Origin of the sequence: Sphingobium herbicidovorans, assembly GCF_002080435.1 — a bacterium.
GTDB lineage: Bacteria > Pseudomonadota > Alphaproteobacteria > Sphingomonadales > Sphingomonadaceae > Sphingobium > Sphingobium herbicidovorans.
In genome coordinates, this window is record NZ_CP020540.1 from 42,740 (window position 1) to 64,177 (window position 21,438).

Annotated in this window: 19 protein-coding genes; 8 read left to right on the forward strand and 11 right to left on the reverse strand. The window is 59.7% G+C overall.

Annotation, left to right across the window (positions count from 1 at the left end; all coding sequences use genetic code 11):
- The first annotated feature begins 318 nt into the window (after positions 1-318).
- Both B6S01_RS19300 and B6S01_RS19305 read left to right on the forward strand, forming a co-directional pair.
- Positions 319-639: a DUF485 domain-containing protein gene (locus B6S01_RS19300; protein ID WP_037463928.1), complete on the forward strand. Its 321-nt coding sequence runs from the start codon at positions 319-321 to the stop codon at positions 637-639.
- Positions 636-2,339: a cation acetate symporter gene (locus tag B6S01_RS19305; protein WP_037463926.1), complete on the forward strand. Its 1,704-nt coding sequence runs from the start codon at positions 636-638 to the stop codon at positions 2,337-2,339. Before B6S01_RS19300 ends, B6S01_RS19305 begins: the two co-directional genes overlap by 4 nt.
- 117 nt (positions 2,340-2,456) lie before the next feature.
- Here B6S01_RS19305 and B6S01_RS19310 read toward each other — a convergent pair whose 3' ends face one another.
- The gene (locus tag B6S01_RS19310; protein WP_037463924.1) at positions 2,457-3,752 is read right to left on the reverse strand and encodes a cation:proton antiporter; all 1,296 of its coding nucleotides are present in this window, start codon (positions 3,750-3,752) and stop codon (positions 2,457-2,459) included.
- Between the two features lie 308 nt (positions 3,753-4,060).
- On the opposite strand from B6S01_RS19310, the gene B6S01_RS19315 reads away from it, so the two are divergent.
- Positions 4,061-5,047 (forward strand): SDR family NAD(P)-dependent oxidoreductase, encoded by a 987-nt coding sequence (locus tag B6S01_RS19315; RefSeq protein WP_234810828.1) that lies wholly within the window; start codon positions 4,061-4,063, stop codon positions 5,045-5,047.
- A 292-nt stretch (positions 5,048-5,339) separates the two neighbouring features.
- On the opposite strand, the gene B6S01_RS19320 is transcribed toward B6S01_RS19315, so the two are convergent.
- Positions 5,340-10,136, reverse strand: coding sequence for an autotransporter domain-containing protein (locus tag B6S01_RS19320; protein ID WP_157704843.1), 4,797 nt, complete (start codon positions 10,134-10,136; stop codon positions 5,340-5,342).
- 210 nt (positions 10,137-10,346) lie between these two features.
- Between B6S01_RS19320 and B6S01_RS19325 the strand changes: the two genes are divergently transcribed.
- Positions 10,347-11,441: a helix-turn-helix transcriptional regulator gene (locus tag B6S01_RS19325; protein ID WP_037463918.1), complete on the forward strand. Its 1,095-nt coding sequence runs from the start codon at positions 10,347-10,349 to the stop codon at positions 11,439-11,441.
- Positions 11,442-11,700: 259 nt separating this feature from the next.
- Here the strand turns inward: B6S01_RS19325 and B6S01_RS19330 are convergent, their stop codons facing one another.
- Complete coding sequence (locus B6S01_RS19330) at positions 11,701-12,207, reverse strand: glycine cleavage system transcriptional repressor (protein WP_231567965.1); 507 nt, start codon at positions 12,205-12,207, stop codon at positions 11,701-11,703.
- 442 nt (positions 12,208-12,649) lie between these two features.
- Here B6S01_RS19330 and B6S01_RS19335 point away from each other — a divergent pair, with 442 nt between their 5' ends.
- Positions 12,650-13,108 (forward strand): helix-turn-helix domain-containing protein, encoded by a 459-nt coding sequence (locus B6S01_RS19335; RefSeq protein WP_037463913.1) that lies wholly within the window; start codon positions 12,650-12,652, stop codon positions 13,106-13,108.
- Between the two features lie 12 nt (positions 13,109-13,120).
- A complete protein-coding gene (locus tag B6S01_RS19340; RefSeq protein WP_231567963.1) occupies positions 13,121-13,504 on the forward strand; it encodes a PIN domain-containing protein in 384 nt (127 codons plus the stop codon).
- Positions 13,505-13,820: 316 nt separating this feature from the next.
- Here the strand turns inward: B6S01_RS19340 and B6S01_RS19345 are convergent, their stop codons facing one another.
- Together B6S01_RS19345 and B6S01_RS19350 are read right to left on the reverse strand one after the other, a co-directional pair.
- A complete protein-coding gene (locus tag B6S01_RS19345; protein ID WP_037463911.1) occupies positions 13,821-14,210 on the reverse strand; it encodes a type II toxin-antitoxin system VapC family toxin in 390 nt (129 codons plus the stop codon).
- Positions 14,197-14,469 (reverse strand): AbrB/MazE/SpoVT family DNA-binding domain-containing protein, encoded by a 273-nt coding sequence (locus B6S01_RS19350; RefSeq protein WP_037463885.1) that lies wholly within the window; start codon positions 14,467-14,469, stop codon positions 14,197-14,199. Before B6S01_RS19350 ends, B6S01_RS19345 begins: the two co-directional genes overlap by 14 nt.
- Positions 14,470-14,824: 355 nt before the next feature.
- Here B6S01_RS19350 and B6S01_RS19355 point away from each other — a divergent pair, with 355 nt between their 5' ends.
- Both B6S01_RS19355 and B6S01_RS19360 read left to right on the forward strand, forming a co-directional pair.
- Positions 14,825-15,739, forward strand: a complete 915-nt coding sequence (locus B6S01_RS19355) for a tyrosine-type recombinase/integrase (RefSeq protein WP_037463909.1) — start codon at positions 14,825-14,827, stop codon at positions 15,737-15,739.
- A gap of 4 nt (positions 15,740-15,743) precedes the next feature.
- Complete coding sequence (locus tag B6S01_RS19360) at positions 15,744-16,937, forward strand: IS91 family transposase (RefSeq protein WP_037463907.1); 1,194 nt, start codon at positions 15,744-15,746, stop codon at positions 16,935-16,937.
- A gap of 482 nt (positions 16,938-17,419) precedes the next feature.
- Here B6S01_RS19360 and B6S01_RS19365 read toward each other — a convergent pair whose 3' ends face one another.
- From B6S01_RS19365 to B6S01_RS19390, 6 genes are all read right to left on the reverse strand, one after another.
- Positions 17,420-18,307 carry a HesA/MoeB/ThiF family protein gene (locus B6S01_RS19365; protein ID WP_081570588.1) on the reverse strand — a complete coding sequence of 296 codons (888 nt, stop codon included), beginning with the start codon at positions 18,305-18,307 and terminating at the stop codon, positions 17,420-17,422.
- Positions 18,304-18,810: a hypothetical protein gene (locus tag B6S01_RS19370; protein ID WP_037463902.1), complete on the reverse strand. Its 507-nt coding sequence runs from the start codon at positions 18,808-18,810 to the stop codon at positions 18,304-18,306. The genes B6S01_RS19365 and B6S01_RS19370 overlap by 4 nt, the downstream gene beginning before the upstream one ends.
- Positions 18,807-19,136, reverse strand: a complete 330-nt coding sequence (locus B6S01_RS19375) for a hypothetical protein (RefSeq protein ID WP_037463900.1) — start codon at positions 19,134-19,136, stop codon at positions 18,807-18,809. The genes B6S01_RS19370 and B6S01_RS19375 overlap by 4 nt, the downstream gene beginning before the upstream one ends.
- On the reverse strand, positions 19,133-19,843 hold the full coding sequence (locus tag B6S01_RS19380; RefSeq protein ID WP_157704844.1) for a multiubiquitin domain-containing protein: 711 nt from the start codon (positions 19,841-19,843) through the stop codon (positions 19,133-19,135). The genes B6S01_RS19375 and B6S01_RS19380 overlap by 4 nt, the downstream gene beginning before the upstream one ends.
- A 42-nt stretch (positions 19,844-19,885) precedes the next feature.
- Positions 19,886-20,341: a hypothetical protein gene (locus tag B6S01_RS19385; protein WP_081570589.1), complete on the reverse strand. Its 456-nt coding sequence runs from the start codon at positions 20,339-20,341 to the stop codon at positions 19,886-19,888.
- 129 nt (positions 20,342-20,470) lie between these two features.
- The gene (locus B6S01_RS19390; protein WP_037463896.1) at positions 20,471-21,412 is read right to left on the reverse strand and encodes an ATP-binding protein; all 942 of its coding nucleotides are present in this window, start codon (positions 21,410-21,412) and stop codon (positions 20,471-20,473) included.
- Positions 21,413-21,438 lie beyond the last annotated feature (26 nt).

The window sequence follows — 21,438 nt, forward strand, 5'->3', positions numbered from 1 at the left end:
TCGAGATCGAGCTCATCGTCGATGAAACATCACCCATTCACTAAAATAGATCAATGATCTTGGTTGATGCGTTTTTCCGCCATCGATCATTGATTATGCGAGATAGCTGGACTTCTCCGGCATGTGGAATAGGAAAACTGTAGATACGCCTCTGTGGTTTGATGCGGTTATACTTTCGGACGCGCTTTGTCCGGTGAAGGCTAGAGCGGACGGTCCGCAGCTCGCGGGCGCAAATTGTCATCTTAGCGGCTTGACGGGGTCGGGCTTGCAATCCCGTGCTTCAACCCTATCGTCACGCAACAAAATGGGGATGCGGGAATGACCGATGGAGAGGAAGCGGCGCTGATTTCGGCTATAACAGCCGACACGCGCTATGTGATGTTGGTAAGACGTCGCTCGCGGCTCAGCTGGTGGTTGTCGGCAATAATCTTCCTTACCTTCCTGGGATATTTGATGCTGATCGCGTTCGACAAGGCGCTGCTGGGAACGCCCATTGCGGGAGGCGTTACGTCTCTTGGTATTCCGGTCGGCCTTGGCGTTATCCTGCTCGCCGTAGCTCTGACTGCCACCTACGTCGTCTACGCCAATCGCCATTTTGACGCAGCTATGGCGAAAATTCTGAAGGATCATGGTGCATGAAGGCTGCGTTGGTTGCCCTCACGTTTTCATTGATCTTTCTGTCGGCACCAGGTTTTGCTGCGGCGCTCGAGGGGGAAGCTCAGCGTCAGCCGATCAACTGGGTGGCGATTGCCATGTTCGTGGCCTTCGTCGGGCTGACACTTTGGATTACCAAAGCCGCCGCCGCGCGGACCCGCACCGCGTCGGATTTCTATACGGCTGGCGGTGGCATCACGGGCTTTCAAAACGGCTTGGCCATGGCTGGCGACTACATGTCGGCGGCCTCTTTCCTTGGTATTTCGGCTCAGATTTTCAATGATGGCTATGACGGCCTCATCTACTCGACAGGCTTCCTAGTCGGTTGGCCGATCCTGCTCTTCCTGATGGCGGAACGGCTGCGGAACCTGGGGCGATATACCTTTGCTGATGTGGCGTCCTATCGGTTCGCCCAAGCGCCGGTTCGCAGTTTCGCCGCGATCAGCACGTTGCTGGTTGTCAGCTTCTACCTGATTGCGCAGATGGTCGGAGCCGGACAACTCATCAAGCTCCTGTTCGGTCTCCCCTATACCGTTGCTGTGCTGATCGTGGGAACCCTCATGATGCTCTACGTGCTGTTCGGGGGTATGCGCGCCACGACGTGGGTCCAGATCATAAAGGCGGTGCTGCTGCTCGGCGGGGCGAGCTTCATGGCGTTCATGGTCATGGCGCATATGGGCTTTTCATTTGAGGCCCTCTTTGCTCGCGCTGTAGAGGTGAAAGCAGGCGCCGCGCTAGCAAAGGGGGTGGACGGAGCTGAAGCTGCGGCGCAGGGCCGCTCGATCATGGCACCGGGCAACTTCATCAAGGATCCCGTTTCTGCCATTTCATTTGGCCTGGCGCTGATGCTGGGTACTGCGGGACTGCCTCACATTCTCATGCGCTTCTTCACCGTTCCTGACGCCAAGGAAGCGCGCAAATCCGTGCTCTGGGCTACGGGCTGGATAGGCTATTTCTATATCCTCACCTTTATCATCGGCTTCGGCGCGATCGTGCTCGTAGGGACTGAGCCCAGTTATCTAGACGCAGAAGGAGCGCTGCGGGGCGGCGGCAATATGGCCGCCATCCATCTCGCGCACGCAATCGGCGGCAACGCCTTTCTTGGCTTCATTTCAGCCGTCGCCTTTGCAACTATCCTAGCTGTCGTGGCCGGGTTGACGCTGTCCGGAGCCTCGGCAGTGAGCCATGATCTTTATGCCACCGTATTTAGACACGGCAACGCTACGTCCGCAGACGAACTCCGCATGTCACGTCTGACCACCCTGGCGCTTGGCGCAATGGCGGTGCTGTTGGGCCTGGTGTTCGAAAAGCAAAATGTCGCTTTCATGGTCAGCCTGGCCTTCGCGTTGGCAGCTTCAGGAAATTTTCCGGTGCTTATTCTCTCACTGCTTTGGAGCGGATGCACTACACGCGGCGCTGCATGTGGCGGCACAATCGGGCTGCTCACTGCTTTTGTGCTCACTTTGCTCTCACCAGCAGTGTGGACCAACACCTTCGATCTCGGAACTGCGCCATTCCCCTATAGTTCAGCAGCGATCTTTTCAGTGCCTGCGGGCTTCATCGCAATTTGGCTGATCTCGCTATTCGATCGTTCCCGGCGCGCTGCGATCGACAAGGCGGGCTATCCTGCGCAACGGGTGCGGGCGGAGACTGGCATAGGAGCTTTTTCCGCGAGCGATCACTGATACTTTCGCGACGTTGGGCGCGGCGAGTACCGGCATTAGCGGCAGCTTTCGGGAGCTTCATTTCTGCTCGCGGAGGGCCGCCTTGGGTCGCTCTCGCTGGCATGGGCGAGCGCTGGATCAGGCTTTGCCCCGATCATGAGCCTCACCCGTAGTCTCGCCTTTGTCCGGGTCACGCCCCTGGCGGCGATCCAACCACCGCATAGCGGGCGTCACCGTTAGGCCATGAAGCAGGATTGAGACCAGAGCCGCCAGACCCACGACGGCCCAGAGGCGGTCCGGGTCACCGACATCCATGTGATTAAGCCCATAAGCAAGATAGTAGAAGGAGCCGACGCCGCGTATACCGAAGAAAGCGGTCGTCAGCTTTTCAAAGCGGTTCGCCTTGAAGCCCGTTAGCGCGATGAGCCCTGTGGCAGGCCGCACCACGAGCAGGATCAGCAGCACAAATGCCGCGTCCATTGGCTGGAGTGGGGCAAGCAGACCGGTTATGAGAGCTCCGCCGAACAGGAGCAGGAGAACCATCATGGCAAGGCGTTCGATCTGCTCGGTAAGGTCGTGCATTTGCACGTTGAACTCATGGTCGCGATGTGACGCACGCAGCGTCAGCGCCGTGACGAAAACCGCCAGGAATCCATAGCAGTTAACGATCTCGGTGGCGCCATAGGAGACGAATGTCGCCGCGATGGCGATCAAGCCATCGCCGGTCTTCGCGAGCTTCGTCTCTGCCGGGATATGGAAAGTCAGCCAGCCGAAGAGTTTGCCAATCAACCAGCCGCCGCCCACGCCTGCAACGACCTCCCACACTACATTGACGCCGAGCCAGCGGCCAAACCATGGCTCCCCGGCACTCGCTGCGAGCACGATGGCGAGATGGACGAACGGAAAGGCAAGGCCGTCATTGAGCCCTGCTTCCGAGGTCAGCCCGAACCGGACTTCATCTTCTTCACCACTCCTAGGAGGGCCGACCTGAACATCGGCGGCAAGAACGGGATCGGTGGGCGCGAGGCTGGCGGCGAGCAGGAGAGCGATGCTCCATGGCAGGCCCAGCAAGGCCCCGCCCATCAGAGTGATGATGCCGATGCCGAGCGGCATGGTGATCGCAAGCAAACGCCAGGTTACGCCCCAGCGCCGCCAGTGAAAGGGGCGGTCAAGCTTCAACCCTGCGCCCATCAGTGCGATAATCACCACAAATTCGCTGAAGCGTTCGGTGATAACGGGATAGTTGATCGGCGAAGGCCGGAACTTCACCTCCGGCAAACAGAAGATGCCAGCGCCTATGAGGATGCACACGATGGGCAATGACAGCGGGAGCTTTTTCAGCGCAAGCGGTAGCCAAGCCACCAGCGCTATCAGGAACCCCGCGCCTGTCAGCATCAGGATATACGGCTCGGGCGCAGTGAAAGGCAGATCCATCAGCCGCTAACGCGCCGGTTGCATGGACGTTGCTGGCCCTCGCTCCACCGCGTACCCTCGCATTCCATAGCAGCGACTGTACGGCCTCCATCAACCGCTCAATAGCTGTGGCCGACATGCAGTTTGCTGGGGGACCGGACGCCTCGCCCTGCGGCACTTTTCGCAGGCAAATGTCACGTCTGCGGACGCCAACGTCCTTGAAGAGCTAGGCTCTTAATGGTCTTCGTCAGAGGATTGACGTAGATCGCTGCACCGTGGAACCTCTCTTGAAAGAGGGGCCCGAAACCACTGTTCGAGAGGATTGAGCCATGTCTGGAGACGACCCAACTATCTCACGTCGCCAGTTTGTAGCTTCAGCGGGTGCTGTAACTGCATCGTCGGCTATCGGCACGGCCCAAGCAGCGGCACCAGAGCGGCTCGCTGGTCGATTTGCCGGTAAAATAGCCTGGATTACCGGCGGCGCACGTGGTCAAGGTCGCAGTCATGCTCAGCGTCTTGCCGCGCAGGGCGCTGACATCATTATTTCCGATAGCGTGACTTCGCTGCCGACGATCGAATACCCCATGGCAAGCCAAGCGGACCTGGATGAGACCGCGGAGATGGTACGTGCAATGGGGCGGCGCGTGCTAGCGCTCAGGTCCGACGTACGCGATCCTGACGCGGTCACCGAAGTCGCGCAAAAAGGCGTCGAAATGTTCGGCAGAATTGATCTGTTGGTCGCTAATGCGGGAGTGTACGGCACTGCCCCCTTGGCCTCCATGAGCGACGGCTTGTTCGATGATGTCGTGCGCACCAACCTCTATGGCGTCTTTCACAGCATGCGCGCCGTGCTTCCGGGCATGGTCGCGCGCCGGTATGGGCGCATTGTTGCCATCGCATCGCTAGCTGCTCGAACGGGGCAGATGAACTCGGGCGCTTATTGCGCATCCAAATGGGGCGTCATTGGAATGGTCAAGGCCACCGCATTGGAGGTCGCGAAGAGCAATGTGACGGTAAATTGCGTATGTCCGACCGGCGTCAACACTCCGCTGCTCAATAACGCGGCCGCGTGGAAGCGGGCCTTGCCTGGCGACGCGGAGCCCAGCCGGGAAAAATTCGAGGCGAAAATGCGCCTCAATCCATTCGCCCCCAAGGTGTGCCTTGGGTGGAACCGTCAGACGTCAGTGACAGCGTCCTCTTCCTCCTGTCTGAAGAAGCACGGCATATCACTGGTTCAGCCATTGACGTGGCGGCCGGAAGCATGGCCACTAACGTGGCGTAGATGCCCTTTCTTCTGGCCCCATCAGATGCATTGATAAAAGGCTGCAAAAACGCGTCACCGATCCCGGTGGATTTCAGCGGCTAAATCCGGTGAACCCACAGCCGGCCGCTAGTGGATGCTCCAATGGAGAGCTAACTGACCGCTGCCGGACGAGATAAACTTACTCCTGAATATGCAACAAGGATCCAAAAGCTGAAGCGACCGCGCGCCACACGTTATTCTGCCCTGTCCATCAACGGCTCTCATCTGGAACCTTAGTTTGTAGGGCTGCCAACCGTGTGATCGGCAGCCCGCTTGCATGCTCCAGATATTTTGAGCTCTCGAGCTCAGAATGCGAAACGCACGCCAACGTTCACGTTGTGACTGTGACCGCCACCAAACTCGCCCTGATAGGCGCCGTAGAGGCTGAGCCCTGCAGCAAGGTCGTAGCTGGCACCAGCGCCAATGGTTGCCATGGTTTCCTTGCGTCCCGCTCCAACGACGGTGAACCGTTCGGCGTTGCCAACAAATCCAGCGGTAGCGGCGGAACGCTCGCCTTCAAGCTGATGACGCAGCCCCGCCGAGATCCATGGGTGGAACATCGCGCCTTGTCCGAGGCCGCCTTTCAGCTTGATGGCACCATCGACGAAGGTCGCGCTCGTTTTCTTGCTGTCAACCGCTAGAGCGAAAGCCGCACTACCCGTCTCGGCCGCCGATCCACGGCGGGTCGAGATATGGGTCACGCCCGCTTCAGGACGAACGGCCCAACTGCCCAGGGGGAAGCTGTAGCCGACCATGCCGTCCAGCACCAGGTTGCGCAGGCGGTAGTCGCCGGATAGCGCCGTGCCGCCGGGTACCGCGCGTCGGGTGTTCGCCTCGCTCCAGTCATAGGCGATCGTCATCGTCCCGTCGAACCCACCGCTCAGGAAGTGGCCCGAGAGACCGGCAACGAGGCCATCGGCGTTCGTCCGGGCGCCCAGGCGCGCGATTGTCTGGCGACTGTCGATATGACCAATGAAGGCGCCAACTGATGCATTTGCGCTACCAAAGCCGATCCCGCCGACGAGGCCATAGCTATGGCTCTTGGCAGACGATGTGCCGGCTGAGCCGCGGCCCTTGAGCGTGCGCCAGTCGCCGAGCCCCTGTGCAAAGCTGAAGAAACCGGTGGTGTCGCGCGTAGTTGCGGCAAGGCCGGCACGACCAGCCTTGGCGAGGACCAGCCCTTGTTCCACACCAAGCTGAGACGCGCTGGCATAGGCTTCGGGCGTCAACTGCCCGAACGCCGCCGCATTGGCGGTGCCGCCGCTCAGCAGTACCGGAACCGCACTGATTAGCGCTGTACTCGCTGTTCCGGCGACCAGCAGGTCGTTGACATAATCAATCGCTGCATTGGCCTGGAGCGAAATGCCGGTGGGAGCAACGAAGGTTCCAAGCAGCTGCAATGTGGCGCCATTGTTACGCAACACGCCGACGATACCCGGATCCCGATTGACGATGTCGAAGTCACCAGTGATCGCGCCGCCGCCGTTCACCACGATCAGATCACGCGATGCACCCGGTGTCAGCGAACCGGTGAGGTTGACGGTCGTATTATCGCCGATCGTTACCGAGCCGCCATTGACGACGATCTGATCGCTCTCGCCCACGGGCACGAACTCGAACGTCGTGGTCGTGCCGTTGGCGATCGTCAGATTGCCGTTGATCGTCATGATAGCGGGGGACGCGCCCGGCGACAGGGTGCCGCCCGTACCGATCGTGACATCGCCGCTCACCGTGCCTGCGGTGCCGAAGGTACCGCCGCTGGTGACATCAACCGATCCGGTGAGGGTTGATCCTGCCTGACCGATAAGCCGGCCTCCAGACACTTTTACCGCCTCGACATTGAGGTCGCCGGTGAAGCTGTTGACGCCAGCTGTGTTATTCACCTGCTCGAAGCCTGTGAAAGCTGACCCGTCGATCGTGGTCTGGGCCGCATAGGTGCTGCCGGTGTTGAAGGCGAGGACATCGGTGCCGCTGCCTGCGGCAACCGTGCCGCCAAAGCTGCCACCGGTGCCGATTGTCAGCATGTCAGCGCCCGCACCCAGATCCACGTCGCCCGAGATGGCGCCGCTATTGACCAGACTATCGGTGCCGCTTCCAGCCAGGACATTCCCGTTGATCGTCCCACCCTGGTTGCTGATCGTGTTCGCGCCATTGCCGGTGATGATGTTGCCGGTGATCGAGCCGCCGGATGCGTTGGTCAGAAGATTGTTGCCTTCGCCAAGATCCACATTGCCCACAACCTCGCCGCTATTCGAGATGCTGACGCTTTGGCTGCCACCGCTGATCGCTGTCTCGCCAGGAGCCACGACGATGCTGGACCCTTGCGTGAGGTTCAGTTCACCGCCGCTGGATACCTCTACCGTCTGCTGGACTACGACCTTACCTGTGCCAATGATCTTTTCGACTTCGAAGCTTGCGAACAGCTGGCGAAGTGCCGGATCGATCGATCCGGTGTAGGTCGTACCGGTGATATCGAAGGAAAGAATGTCCTCTCCAGCGCCGCCGTCGACCGTTCCATTCAGTACAGCTGAGCTGAGCAGGTGCGTGAAGCTGTCATTGCCCTCGCCCATACGGACCGTGCCGGTGATGGTGCCCGCATTGGTGATCGCGTCATTGCCCTCACGCATGTAGATGTCGCCGCTGATCTGACCGGCATTGTCGATGCGGTCATCGCCAGCATTGAGGTCGATCGAGCCGATGATGACGCCGGTCGCGCTATTCGTGACATGGTCGGTAGAAGGTAGATAACCGCTTTCGTCATCCAACTGGTCACCGCTGGTGTGGATCGCCCCTGCAAGATAGCCATTGGGCTGGCCGATCGCATTGTCGATGATGGGCGTGTTGGGGAAATAGTTGGTTCCAGCTCCACCCTGGATGGTACCGCTGTTGACGATGTTGATGGTCTTGGCTGCGACAGCCACGGCCACGCTATGGCTGCCCTCGGTATTAGCGATCGGGCTGTAGACCCAGAAGGGTTGGGGAAGCCCCTGCACCTGCGCCCCGACGACGGCCGTCAGCCCACCGCCGACCTGGATGACGCCGCCTTCCAGATTCTCGATGTTTACGGTGCCAGCGCCGCTACTTTCAACGTCCACGCCCAGAGCTGCGATCTGCGATACATAGGCCGTGTTTTGTCCCAGGCCGATAAATTGGCCCGGTGTGACCGTTGCGCCTCCAGTTGCCTTGATCGTACCGCCGTTGACGAGGTTGACTGTCGCACTGGCGGCCGGAGCGCCCAGGATTTCGTCATCGCCAGCCTCTACTCCGAGGACAAGGCCCGAGCCGCCCCTGTCCTGACCAAGGATGCTGCCGCTGTTGTTGAACGTGATCGTCTGGCTTTCATCGGTCTCGGATTCCACGTCGAAGGCGGACATGCCGCCAAACAGCGGAGGTTCGCCCTGATTGATGGCCAGCTCGGTACGAGTCACAGTGCCGCTATTGTCAAAGCTCGCCACTCTGTTGGCGATGTTGATCTCGGCCGCGCCCTCGATTGCCCCGGTGTTGGCAAAAGCAAAGTTCTGGGCGGGGATATCCAACACATCATCGTTGCCCGGGCCATCATCCTGCAACAGACCGGTGCGGATGAGCAGTGCCTGACCGCCTTCTCGCGCGGAGGCTGCTATTGTGCCGTGGTTCTCGAAATTGAGGTTCTGAGAGGCGACAGCAGCGTAGAAGCCGTCCCTGATCTCGCCATCCGCCGTGTTGATGATGGACGCGCTGTCCGCATTATATTCATCGTTGGCATTCGGCAGCACCAGGTCCAACGCACCAACCTTCAGCGTCAGGCCGCGCTGAAAATATCCGTTGGCATCGATACCCGCGATCAAGCCGCTGTTGGTGAAGGAGAAGACATCCGCTGCAACATTTGCATCCAGGCCGCCGGTTATGGTGCCGCTGTTCTCGATCGTCGCCCCCGCCACGCTGGTGGTTTCCAGCGCCTGCCGTATGCGAACCGCGGCTTTTACGCCGTCATCAAATTCCCGTTCGATATCCGTGGTGAAGGAGCGCGAGCCGGTGAACGTCGTCTCGATCGTGCCTGCATTGCGGAAAAGGAAATCCTCCCCTGCCGAAGTGGTGATGATCGAACCAATGCCGCTGGTGACCAGATTGATCTCATCATTGTTGACGAAGCTGGCGGTGGCGATGCGGATGTCGCCATTCACGGTGCCTTCATTGGTGAAGCTTGTCAGTGCATCGCCATAGGTCGGCGTGTAAAGTGGAACAGTGCCCGGCTGCACATTGGAGCGCTGGAAGGTCGCGAAGCGCTGCTGATAATAGCCGATCGCAGCGGGAACGATGGTCACGCCTTGAGGGTAGAGGCCAGATGTGTTGAGCAGGTTGATCGTGCCGTTGTTCACGACATTGCCATCGCCCATCAGGCTGATCGACGTTCCCTGTCCTGAGAGGGTCAGCGTGGTAGTACCGCCTCGCACCTCGAACCCTTCGATTTCGAAGGTCGCGGGCAGCGCGCGTGTTCCCAGCTCAAGCGACTGCGATTGGCTGTAGCTTCGGGTGTAGATGTCGATGCCGCCACCGGCCGCGATGGTACCAGTCACCCCGTCATCACTACCGCGCTGGATGAAGTTGGCGGTACTAAAGCCAGTGCCGAGCTGCAGATTGCCGTTCAGCGTGCCCCCATCGGAAATATAATAATAGACCGCACCAGCCAGCGGATTCTGCGGCGCGGAGGGCGTGGGCTCAACATAGGACACATCGCCGTTGATCGTGCCAGCGTTGGTCACATTGAAGCTGAGCAAGGGAATGCCCGTCCGGGCAGGCGCGATGATCGCGTTTGTGCCCCCGCCAATGACCCCGCCGCTCGCATTGTTGACCGCGAGCACAACGGCCTGACCTGCGGTGATCGCTGGGTCGCCGGAGATCGCGCCGCTATTGTTGACGATGATGGCCGTGCCCAATGTGCCGGTGATCGGTCCTGTCGAACCGCTGTTGCTGATGATGCAGACCGGTCCGGCGCTGCCGTCGGGGCAGGTCAGAGTCGGCGCCTGTTGTGCTAGTGCGCTGCTGGCGCCAAGCGCAAGGACGCTGACACTCAGACCCAAACCGAGACGAATAGGCGTGCGCACAGAATTGCTGCCGATCATGTAGAAAACCCCTCCAGACGAATTGCCGCAGGGATAGGCAAAATGCGCCGGTGTCCGCATCCCCCGATGAGGGTATCGAACCACTGCTGCTAAAATATTGTGTTTCTCGATAGACCTGCCTAAATCCACTCGCTGATCACTCGACATTTTCGTGTGAGCAGCCAAAGATATTGACGTTCTGACCGGGTCGCGGGACAGGAACGAAACAGGGTGGAAGATAAGATTTGGGCGCTGGGCGAGCGTTTCGCCATGGCTGCCATTGATGGGGATGAGTGGCTTGGCGCGCTGCGGGCCATGGCCGAACTGACTGGCAGCTCTTACGGCCAGCTTATCGGTTTTGCGCCGGGTGAGGTGCCCTTCAATTGGATCAATGATATAGGTCACGATGAGATCGCCCGCTTTGTCGAGCAGGAGCGTGGCGATCCCAATATCAACGTCCGGGTGCGCGCGTCGCTGAATGACGAGGCATTCGTTATTCGGAGCGAAGCAGATTACCGCGCGGTTGGGCGCGGTTCTGGGTTCGATCTCTATCGCGAGATGTGCGACGCCTATGACATCATGGACGGCTGCCAAACCAAGTTGCTCGAAGGAGGCGGCCGGTTTGTCGGCTTAGCCCTCAATCGCAGCCGGAAGGATGGTGAGACCGACGCCGAGACGCGCGCACTTTTTGCCGCGATAGCCCCCCATGCGCGGCGGGCCGTCAAAATGCAGATCGCGCTTGAAAATCGCGGTTCGGCGTTGATCGCAGGCGCGCTCGAATATGTAGGTCTGCCGATCTTCATTTGCGACGAGGCTGGAAATTTGAAGGGAGAGACGGGCGAAGCTGCGGCGCTGCTTTCTGCCGGACGCTTCAGGGTGATGGACGGGAAGCTCGGTCTTCCGCACCCACGTGACGACGCGGCGCTGTTGAAGGCATTCGCGCGGCGGCATCGTCAACCTCTTGGGATAGAGACGTTGCTGCTGCGCGGTGCCGGCAAGCAGATGCCTATGGTGGTCGATATCTGCCGCCTTCCTTCCCAGCCGTACCGGCTGAGCCTTGCCTCGCAAATTCTTGTCATCGTCCGTTCGGGTCGGCGCTGGCATGAGGCCGCCCCTGCTGTTTTGGGCGCAGCATTTGGCCTGTCTGCTGCTGAAGCCGAGGTCACATTGGCCCTCGCTAGGGGCGTGACGCGTGATCAGATCGCCGCTGCGCGGGAAACGAGCACCCAGACCGTCAAAACCCAGATCAAATCCATTTTCTCCAAGCTTGGAGTTAGTCGGGAGATGGATCTGATGGCGATGCTCGGCGACCTGCTCCGGCGATGAGGCAGCTCGGGCATCAGCCCGTCACAGGCAATCAAGCTGTTGGCGAAGAACAACTATGAGCCCGGATTTTTCCGCGCGTCTCCCCCGATCGGGGTATGACCTACCTCAGAGAGATCAGTAAGGAGAACCCGCGACCCAAAGGCTCACGGCTTAGCCGCTGAGACTTTAAACTGGCCCGGCTGACATCATGACGGCCGGGCTTTCTTTTTTGATTTCTGTGGGACTAGCGCTTAGTCACGCGCGGGACGCGTGGCTCTTTCTAGCTCAAAGTGGGCTCGGGCAAAAAATCGACCATGATCTCGCCAGATATGGCTTCGAGCGCCTCCCGCACCTCGTCGGTAGAGAGGCCCGTGGGCAATGCAATCTGGACATTGGCGCGGAACAGCGGTGCGCCAGACCAGGCGCTTCTTTCGATTCTGGTAAGGAAGTCGTCGATATTGACGTCGAGCTTCGCAAGTGCCGAGGTCACTTCGCGAACTATTCCAGGACGATCCTGCCCTACGATTTCGATGGCAAGCGACAGCCCGCTGCGTTCTTCAGCATCCGCAGCCGCGATGATGTCGATCTTGATACCCATCGCATCGATGCCGCGGACCGCAGCTTCGAGTTCGTGCAGCCGATCCTCGGGCAATTCAACCAGCACGGATCCAACATATTTCCCACCCAGGCGCGAGAGATGGCTCTCGAGCCAATTACCGCCTGCAGCATACACCGCCTCAGCGATTGCGCGGGTCAGGCCGGGTCGGTCACTACCGACTACCGTCAAGATGACTGCTCGATCCATACCTCACCTCTATGCTCATCTCTGTTTCACAATCATGATAGCGCATCCGGATCATTTTAAAGAGCAAAGTCTGGTTAGTAGATTGTCCGCGCTTGGACGCCGCGTGATCTCGGCGGAACATCCAACGTGGGTCGGATTTCAAGGACCTGGTGCCATAGCTAAAAATGCCACTCAAGCGATCGGCGGCTCGAGCTCGTGCTCGTCCGCGCACTGCCCTGAAGCATAGCAGTGAGGCGTTGTGTAACGTCTCTCAGCTTGTCGATCTAGCAGCCGGAGGCGAGGTCTTCGACAGGCACATGCCCTTGCGTCGCAGGTTTAGGACATACGGGTGATCGAAGCCGCAGGTGGGGAACTCAGGCCCGCAAATGCAGTTGCGTTTATGCGATTATGCTCTACTGAACAATGCCGCGTGCGGGGAGAACCGATGAACTTCTCAGGCAAGGGCTTGCCATTTGGCAACAGGCTGCCCTCTGCCGACGATCGGCAGATCGCCAACCAGCTTCGTCGGATCCTCGCGTCGCAGAAGGCCGGCGAAGCCAAGCTGCGCGTGCCCGATCCAAACACCAAGAAACCAGTCGAGATTACGCTGACTCCGACGATGTCGGATCTATTCCTGGAACTGCTGCGTCACATCGGTAGTGGGCATGCCGTGACGCTGGTGCCGATCCAGCAGATGTTGACGACGCAGCAGGCAGCAGATCTACTCGACATGTCCCGCCCGTACCTTATCAAGCTTATTGAGAAGGGTTACATTCCGCACAATATGGTGGGGCGGCACCGGCGTCTTAAATCTGAGGACGTATTCGCCTACAAGGCTGCGCGCGATAAGATCCGGTCGAAGGCAATCGATGAACTGATCGCGGATGGCGCAGACCTCGATTGATCTGGGCCAACCATGTTCGCCAATCGCTACACGGCACTTATTGAGGCCTGCACGCTGGTCATCGTTCCGCGACGCGACCTTCTGCTAACGCTGGCTGGAGCGGAATTCTTTCGCGTGCGATGGTCGCCGCGCATCCTTGCTGAAACACGTGCTGCGCTGGAGAAGATCTTCGCCGAGCGCAGAATTGAGAATGCGTCTGCGCGAGCGGAACGTTCAGTTGATGCCATGCAGCGAGCGTTCCCCGAACCTCTGGTCGATGCACATGCATCGGTCGCAGCCATGACGTTCGGTCTGCCGGATATGAACGACGAGCATGTCCTGACAGCGACAGTCCAGACTCAGGCTATCGTGACGGAAACATCAGCGATTTTCCAGCAAGCATTCTCGCACCCCTAAACATTGAAGCGAGAATTGCCGACGAATTCACAGCAGAAACGATCGCGCTTGATGAAGGCAACGCGGTCGTGGCATCCGGACGATGCGCGCTCGACTGAAGTGGCCGGAAATGTTGCCAGAACACTACCTTCGTTCGCTGGAGCCCCTGGACTGTTCGTCACCGCTTCGATTCTAAGTGGCCACGCAGATTGATCTGAAGGGTTCGCTCCGGTGCGCGAAGGCTTGAACGTCCGCTCCGCGCAGCGAAATAGGAAGGCGGAACGGCTGGATTAGCTCGTGACCACCTTCTCGTTCGACTTGTCGCCGGGATTCAGCCTTAGGGCACGACGACGGGGATCGCGTCTAATTTTGCAGCGCGTTTCGCGAACTTGCGGTCGAAGGTAAGAAATTCAGTGCATTGTGCGGATCGCGCGAGGTGAAGGGCGTCGGCGAAATCCATTCCATGTTCCATCCAGTCGAGGGCTAATGCCATATGGGCAGGTTCTTCGACTAGCATTCCTGGAAGACCGGCCAGGCTCCGTAGCGCGCGGGCAATTTCGTCAGGCGCGAAACCATAACCCGCGCGCAGCACCCATTCTGCCTCCAAAAGCACTGTTGCACCGAGAAAGATTTTGGTCCCATCAACGATGCTGCGGGCTGCCTTTGCCTGTCTTTCATCATCAGCGGTCAGCAAGCGGATGACAATGTTGGTATCAATCCCGCGCACGCCGCTTAGCTTCCTCCGATATGACCACATCCATTTCGTCGATCGAAAGAGCGGGCTTCGTTGACCGCAGCGAACCGAAGACAGATTCGATATCCGTGGCGGCAAAAACAGGCGCAGCTTTCAGGAGCACGCCTTCGTCCGTTTCTTCCACAATCAGCTTGGTGCCGGCAGCCCAGTGTTTCTGTTCACGGATCGCCTTGGGCAAGATAACCTGCCCTTTAGTTGAAAGTGTGGTGGTGATCCGATCCTGAACGCCCATGGCGGCCTCCGCGAGTAAGACAGAGGTAAGATAGCAGTGACTGTGGTCTGTAGCAAGGAGCGGCCGGTCTGCACCTGAAGAGCAAAGACAGGCGACTGGATGTCGGCACAGGGTCGAGATCGGAAGGCGGCCGCTGGGACATTCGCGACAGTCGGGTCCGGAGCGCCCCAGCGTCGAATCCGGCCGTAGGGATGGAGCAGGCAGAGGTCCGTTCACGCCAACATGTACGAACCCGCTGACGCGGGATGGGCACCCGGATTTGAAGTCCCGCTGATGATCTGAGAACAGCACTACAGTTGAGCACTGCTCGGGGTGGGCAGAGCATCGCGACTCCTTTCAACCAAGGAGCCGAACGATGAGCAGCTATCTTTCCCAAGTTCCCGCCAACTCGCTACGCCAGCGCATGATCGACGACATGAACATGCGTCGATATTCGCGGGAGACACAGCGCAACTATGTTCGCGATGTCGCGCGGGTCGCAACCTATCTGGGGCGGCCGCCAGACACCGCGACAGCCGAAGACCTGCGGCAGTTCCAGATCGATCAGCGGGCTTCGGGCATGGGCGTGCCGACCATGAACAGCATCGTCGCGGCGCTGCGCTTCTTTTTCACGCATACGCTCGATCGACCTGACCTTTCCCGCAAGCTCTTTACAGTCAAGCATCCACGCGCTTTGCCCGTCGTCCTCAGCCCCGATGAGGTTGCACGTCTGCTCGACGCAACCACCTGCCTCAAGCATCAGGCCGCGCTATCGGTGGCTTACGGCGCAGGCCTGCGCGTCGCCGAGGTGGCGATGCTCAAGGTTCGCGACATCGACAGCGAGCGGATGTTGCTCCGGGTAGAACGCGGCAAAGGCGGGCAATATCGCAATGCGATCCTCCCGGCTGACCTGCTCATCCTGTTGCGCGAGTGGTGGAGGGTCGGACGGCAGCAGGGCGTGATGCATGCCGATGGCTGGCTGTTCCCCGGGCAGCATGAGATGAAGCCGATCAGTACGCGCCATCTCCATCGGATCGTCGCCGAAGCCGCGCGCTCGGCCGGCATCACGAAGAAGGTCGGCCCCCACACTTTGCGGCATAGCTTTGCCACGCATTTGCTGGAGGACGGTGTCAACATCCGCGTCATCCAGGCCTTGCTGGGACACGCGAAGCTGGAGACCACGGCATTTTATACCAAGGTCGCGACCCGGACTGCCCGCGCCGTCATCAGTCCGCTCGACAAGCTGGCTTTGCTCCCGGCGCCACAGCCACAGGTGTCGCCGGACGGCTGAGCCGTTGCCCGGTGACCATGAGGTCGCCGACATCTTCCGCGCTGCCGGGCCGGCCTATCGTGCCGCCCATGCCGGACATCTGAGTCTTACCCAGCTCAAGGTGATGACGGCGATCGAGAACTGCCGCACAGCTGCCCTAGGCGGTCATGTCGAAGCCTGCGAGGACTGCGGGCATTGGCGGATCGCCTATAATAGCTGTCGGAACCGGCACTGCCCCAAGTGCCAGGGTGCAGCCGCGCGTACTTGGCTGGCGGAGCGCGAGGCCGATCTGCTGCCCGTCGGCTACTTTCACGTCGTCTTCACGTTGCCAGCCGAGATCGCCGATATCGCCTTCCATAACAAGGCCCTGCTTTACCGCCTGCTGTTCCGTACGGCGTCTGAGACGATGCTGACGATCGCGGCCGATCGGAAGCATCTTGGCGCCCGCATCGGCATCACCGCCGTGCTCCACACATGGGGCTCAGCGATGACCCATCACCCGCATGTGCATATGATCGTGCCGGGTGGTGGCATCGCGCCAGACGGGACAGGGTGGATATCGTCGCGCCCCACGTTCCTGCTGCCCGTGCGAGTTCTGGGTGCGCTGTTCCGCCGGCTGTTCCTCGCTCGGCTGATCCAGTTGCACCAGGCTGGCAGGCTCGCCTTCTTCGGATCACTTGCCCCGCTCGCCGAACGGCGGGCCTTCCTGCGCCATATCGCCCCTATCCGTAAGAAGCGCTGGGTGGTCTATGCCAAGCCGCCCTTCGCCGGACCGGGGGCGGTGCTCGCCTATCTGTCGCGCTACACGCACCGGGTTGCCATATCGAACCGGCGTCTCCTGGCTTTTGACGGCAACAGCGTCACTCTGCGCTGCAAGGATTATCGCAAGGATGGCGCCGATCGCCAGTGCGTCATGACGCTCCCAGCCGACGAGTTTATCCGCCGGTTCCTGCTCCACGTCCTGCCACGCGGCTTCCACCGCATTCGGCATTATGGCCTGCTCGCCAGTTCCGCCCGCAAGGCCAACCTCGCTCTCGCCCGCCAGCTGCTCGACGTCGCGGCCGTGCCCGAGGATCCCGGCACCGAAGATCCGGTCGATCCTCGTCCACCATGCCCATGCTGCGGCGGCCACATGGTCATCATCGAGACCTTCGAGCGGTGGCGACAGCCGCGCGCTCCTCCGATGGAGACTCTGCCTGCCCGGGAGCTTGTGTCATGACCCGGCATGACCCGTCCGTCATCTCTCCCGCGAGACCGCCTTCGCGGGACAGGATCGCCCCTGTGCCTATCGCCATCTCCGGCGGGCAAGGACGATTACGACCAGGCAGAAAGCGGCGTCTTGCCATCCCTGACGACCATCGGACTGACCTGACCATGGGCAGATCGCTATGCCCCGTCATCGCCTCAGTGGCATCCAGGCTGTACCGAAAACCGAAATCCCCATAACGTATCGCCTGCAGCACCGCGGGTCGTACATGTCAGGCTTTCGTACGCCTGACGGCGCCCGAAACTCTTCGACTTTCTGCTCGGTCCGCTTCGGAGCATCGGATTGAGGAAAGCTGTCATTCTAAGCTTTCAAATGGCAGCTTTCGAGCGCGGAATCCGGGACGGCGGAGACTGACGGTAACTGCAACGCAAGAATAATTACGCACCTTATAATTTCGAGCCATTAGTCTCTTCGTGTCGTGCCACTATTGCCTATTACCTACAAACTAAACGCCAAAGCCGGAGGATGAGAGAAATCCTTGGCGCATCGGCGGAGGGTTGTGAAGACGGCTTCTCCATCAAACGACGGACGTCAAAGCCGGGATCACCCAGTTCATCGGTGGGCCGATGTAGACATGGACGACCTTTCAGGCGACGAAATCGGTCAGACGCCTGCACGCTGTGGGCGTTCCCATCATATTCGAGAGCTGCGCCGGTGACGACGGAGCGATGCCAGGGCGTCACCAGTTGGAGGAAAAGGCCGACAGCCGTCGACGCGAGCACGCCATTTGGCCATATGACCTGCGGCTTACCACCGGCCGCGCCATAATTCCGGGCTTCCTCCTCCAAAGCTTCTTCGGTGACGATACCAAGACAACGCAGGCAGGGCCCGCCCGGAACTGACAGTACCACTTGACCAGCAATTAGGTAGTGTTCGTCGATGGCATGAACATCCATACCTTGGTCAATATATGGTATAAGGAGGCGCCGACAGAAGCCTTCCAGCTCGTCCTTGCCGCGAACGTTGTCGAGACAACCAAAGATCAAATCGCACGCGGACAGAGCATCGACGGCCTGTTGCCATTTTTGTGCAACTGTCAGGATGTGCGCGGTAGGGTTCACCATGCGAATGAGGCGCTCGGCGATGTCGACCTTACGCGCCTTGGCATCCACATCAATGCGCGTACCGCCAACGAGCCTGTTGAGATTAGTTTCGTCGATCTCGTCGTCGTCGACCAGAACGAAATGGCCGATGCCGACATGAGCGAGCTGTTGAGCGATATGAGAGCCGCCTCCGCCGAGGCCTACAATACCAATCGTGAGCGCGCCGAGGCGCTTATCGCTGCCGGCTCCAAGGAAGCTTTGCCGATCAAGCCAGGTCATGCATCTCTCCAATCGCGGCTATAGTGATTGCCAATCTGCGCGAAGCAGTTGATCGGCACGGGGGGATGATCTTCGGCAAGCCAGACCAGGCCATGGGCATCGTCGTCGCTCAGCACGAGCATGCCTTGGGGCATGCGCGGGATGGTCGTGAAGAAGCTTGGCACAAACTCCCTGCCGCTTTTAAGGTCGACGCCGCTGAAACCTGGGCGCCCCCGGCCATGATGGGTGTGGACATGGAGCAGTGCTGAGCGTGGCCGATAAGCCCATTGTAACGCCTTGCGGAAGACCTCTGAGCCGATCTCCGCGCCCACGGCGGGCGCACGGGCGTAATCCTCGTCGGCGACAGGTTGATAGCCTCTTACCAGCAGGAGAAGGCCGCTGGTTGTTTTCATGGCGGCGGCGCGCAGGAACCCGACGCGCTCGCCGGCATGAGCATGATGGCGCGCAAGATCTGCGCGGACCGCATGCAACAGTGGGGACGGCAGGCGAAGAGTGATGTTCATTTCACGGCCTCCAGATGGCTGCCCAATATGTCGAGCCAAGGTTGGCTGGCTTTGATCCCCTGCCATGAGAAGGCGAACCAGCTTCGGGCCATCAGGGCATAGGACGACCAGTTGAGGGCCTTGGGGAGCTGCCTCGAGAAATATAGCCGTGTCTCATAGCCTTCGCGTGAAGCGGGGCTGAGCAGGGCGTCTACCGTATGGACCGTGCCGCTCGATTCCACCCGAAGGCCCGGCAGGAACACGAGGGGCGTTCCCAAGCCATCCCACAGCTCGGCACCGGGGCAGAGCATCCGCAGCCGGGTCAGCTGTACCTGGGCGCCGCTCATGACGACTGCCCTGCAGGCACGTGGGAGGTGAACTCCATGCCATCCCGTAACTTGATCTGCTGACCCGGCTTCAGCTCCTTGAACTCGCCGTCCGCCTTGATGCGATCGAGCTTGTACCCTGCGGGAACCGCAAAGCGCTGCATCAGCTCTTCGGTCGTCCAGCGGCGGCGCTCCAGTTCAAACGGCTGCTCGCGGTAGAAGACGGTGACGGTCTGCGGCAAGGGGACAAGACGGAACTCCTCGACCTCACTGCCAGCCAAAGACAGGATGTCTTCAGCCTCGACCGGTTCAAAGCCGTGCGGCGTAACACGCACAAGGTCCTCACTCTCCTTGGCGCGGGCCAAGATGCGCATATGTTCGCCGACAATAGTCGCGAGCGGCCATGCCAGCGACAGGCCATCCACGGTGAAGGCGAAGTCGCGGTCGCTGCGGACCACGAAGAAGCGTTCACGCCCCCTCTCGCGCAGGTCCGTGGTCTCGGTTGGGCGCTTGGTCTCGACCTCGCCCGTTGTCAGTTGCTGCAGGATCCTGAACTGCGAGAGCGGATGTGCACCGAAGCACTCGGCAATCTGCGCTGCCGTCACCTCGGGGTCGTGAAAGCTGAGCGTCCGGAACTGGAATGTCTCATCCGCGACCTCAATCGCGAATTTACCTGCAGTTTCCGACGGAAGAACATCATTGTCAAAAGAGGGCATGTCAAACTCCATAATCTCATTCAATGAAACCATTGAACCACAATCAAAAAAAATTCAGCCAATGCGACGGTACAAAAATTCAACGCCGCCACTGTCGGCCGCACTTTCACTGCGCATCAGAAAACCTTGCTCCCATAGCTGCTTAAACTTGGTGCTCGCATTCGCGATCGACAGGCTCAATGTATCGGCCAGTTCCGCTGCCCGGGCATAAGGACGCTTCAACGCATATTCGAGCGCCTCGCGATTGCCCTGGCTTGGTTGCCCACCAATCATCTCGATCACATTCCCGTTCCAGATCGCCACCGGCACATTTACTCGCGCCGCCGCCAGATCAATATTGAACCGCAGCTCCGGATCCAGAAGATCGACAAGGCAAATCCCTTTATTGCAGCGATAGCGACGGACCAGCTCGACGATTGCCTCGGATGCGAACGACGCATCAATCTGTTCTACGCCCTCCATCGAAAGCCGAAACACAGCCTGACCGGGATTGGCTTCCACGAAAGACACGAGTTTATCCTGTGTGGCACGCCCTTGCGGTCGGCCCCACCCCGTTGTCCCAGTCATGAAATCCCTGAGTCTGATAAGCCACCCGATTCCCGTTCAGTCGTATCATTTAATGAGAATCGGTTGGACCTGTCAAGCGATCTTCAGCGAGAAACTTATGTGGGTTCCCCAGAGGAGAGGCAGTTCCTCCTGGGAATAGGCCATATTAGGCTGAAAGACATTGTTCGAGGGTATCAGGAGAACGCGCTGGTTGAGCAGCCGTACGTCAAGCTCTGCCTGGAAACGGACCGCATGGCTGGCGCAGGCGGCCAGTCCGTTGCCGCGGCTGTCGTCATCGAGGCGGGAAACGCCTTTGCGGAACATCTCGACAAGGAGATGGACATCGCTAAGCACGGCGGCGGCGTCACCTTTGGCTTGGAGCGCGGGGCGTAGGGTTTGTAATATGCCCGTTCCGCTATCGGAGACCGCCATCCGAACCTGGTTGCCGCCCGCATAGGTTTGGAGGACCGCAAAGGCATCTAGGCTCGACTGGCTGTGTTCGCTGACGTTGCCGATGAGTTCAGCGAAAATCGTGAAAACTGCGTTCTTCAGGGCGGCGGCATCAGTCCTGGCCACGCAACTGCGATGTGCGGTCGCTGCAAGATTGTCCACAAGATCATGATCGGCAGCTTTAGTGCCGCTGAACCGAGCAATCTCGACGAGGCCACTATTGCCGCCCCGGTGCAGGTCTGCGCCCGAGAAGAGCGGGCGTGCCGGATGGACCTCTACCGTGGGAAGGAGATGATCGAAAAAGCCTATACGACTGAGATAGCCCCTGAGAGATTCGCTGCCTTCTGCGAACTGTAGTCGGATTCTTTTGGTCATGGCCGCTGCCTGATTGCAAAAGCTCAGCAGTCGGATGATGACATCGACCATCAGCTTGCAGTCTGCCGGCACCTGGATGAGGACGCTGGTAAATGGGCCGCCAAGCGCGTCGCCGCTCCGCCTCAGTGCATCCTCGAATTTGCGCGCCTTCACCCAGCCGCCGGGAAGAGCGATCACACATTCGGATGGCTGGGGCGCGGTCGCCATCATCGGCCGGAACACCGTTCCGATTTTCG

Bases quoted from the DNA above. Each gene is read 5' to 3' on its own strand.
- B6S01_RS19300 (WP_037463928.1), top strand. From the start codon at position 319: ATGACCGATGGAGAGGAAGCGGCGCTGATTTCGGCTATAACAGCCGAC.
- B6S01_RS19305 (WP_037463926.1), top strand. From the start codon at position 636: ATGAAGGCTGCGTTGGTTGCCCTCACGTTTTCATTGATCTTTCTGTCG.
- B6S01_RS19310 (WP_037463924.1), bottom strand. From the start codon at position 3,752: ATGGATCTGCCTTTCACTGCGCCCGAGCCGTATATCCTGATGCTGACA.
- B6S01_RS19315 (WP_234810828.1), top strand. From the start codon at position 4,061: ATGTCTGGAGACGACCCAACTATCTCACGTCGCCAGTTTGTAGCTTCA.
- B6S01_RS19320 (WP_157704843.1), bottom strand. From the start codon at position 10,136: ATGATCGGCAGCAATTCTGTGCGCACGCCTATTCGTCTCGGTTTGGGT.
- B6S01_RS19335 (WP_037463913.1), top strand. From the start codon at position 12,650: ATGAACTTCTCAGGCAAGGGCTTGCCATTTGGCAACAGGCTGCCCTCT.
- B6S01_RS19340 (WP_231567963.1), top strand. From the start codon at position 13,121: ATGTTCGCCAATCGCTACACGGCACTTATTGAGGCCTGCACGCTGGTC.
- B6S01_RS19350 (WP_037463885.1), bottom strand. From the start codon at position 14,469: ATGGGCGTTCAGGATCGGATCACCACCACACTTTCAACTAAAGGGCAG.
- B6S01_RS19355 (WP_037463909.1), top strand. From the start codon at position 14,825: ATGAGCAGCTATCTTTCCCAAGTTCCCGCCAACTCGCTACGCCAGCGC.
- B6S01_RS19365 (WP_081570588.1), bottom strand. From the start codon at position 18,307: ATGACCTGGCTTGATCGGCAAAGCTTCCTTGGAGCCGGCAGCGATAAG.
- B6S01_RS19370 (WP_037463902.1), bottom strand. From the start codon at position 18,810: ATGAACATCACTCTTCGCCTGCCGTCCCCACTGTTGCATGCGGTCCGC.
- B6S01_RS19375 (WP_037463900.1), bottom strand. From the start codon at position 19,136: ATGAGCGGCGCCCAGGTACAGCTGACCCGGCTGCGGATGCTCTGCCCC.
- B6S01_RS19380 (WP_157704844.1), bottom strand. From the start codon at position 19,843: ATGGAGTTTGACATGCCCTCTTTTGACAATGATGTTCTTCCGTCGGAA.
- B6S01_RS19390 (WP_037463896.1), bottom strand. From the start codon at position 21,412: ATGATGGCGACCGCGCCCCAGCCATCCGAATGTGTGATCGCTCTTCCC.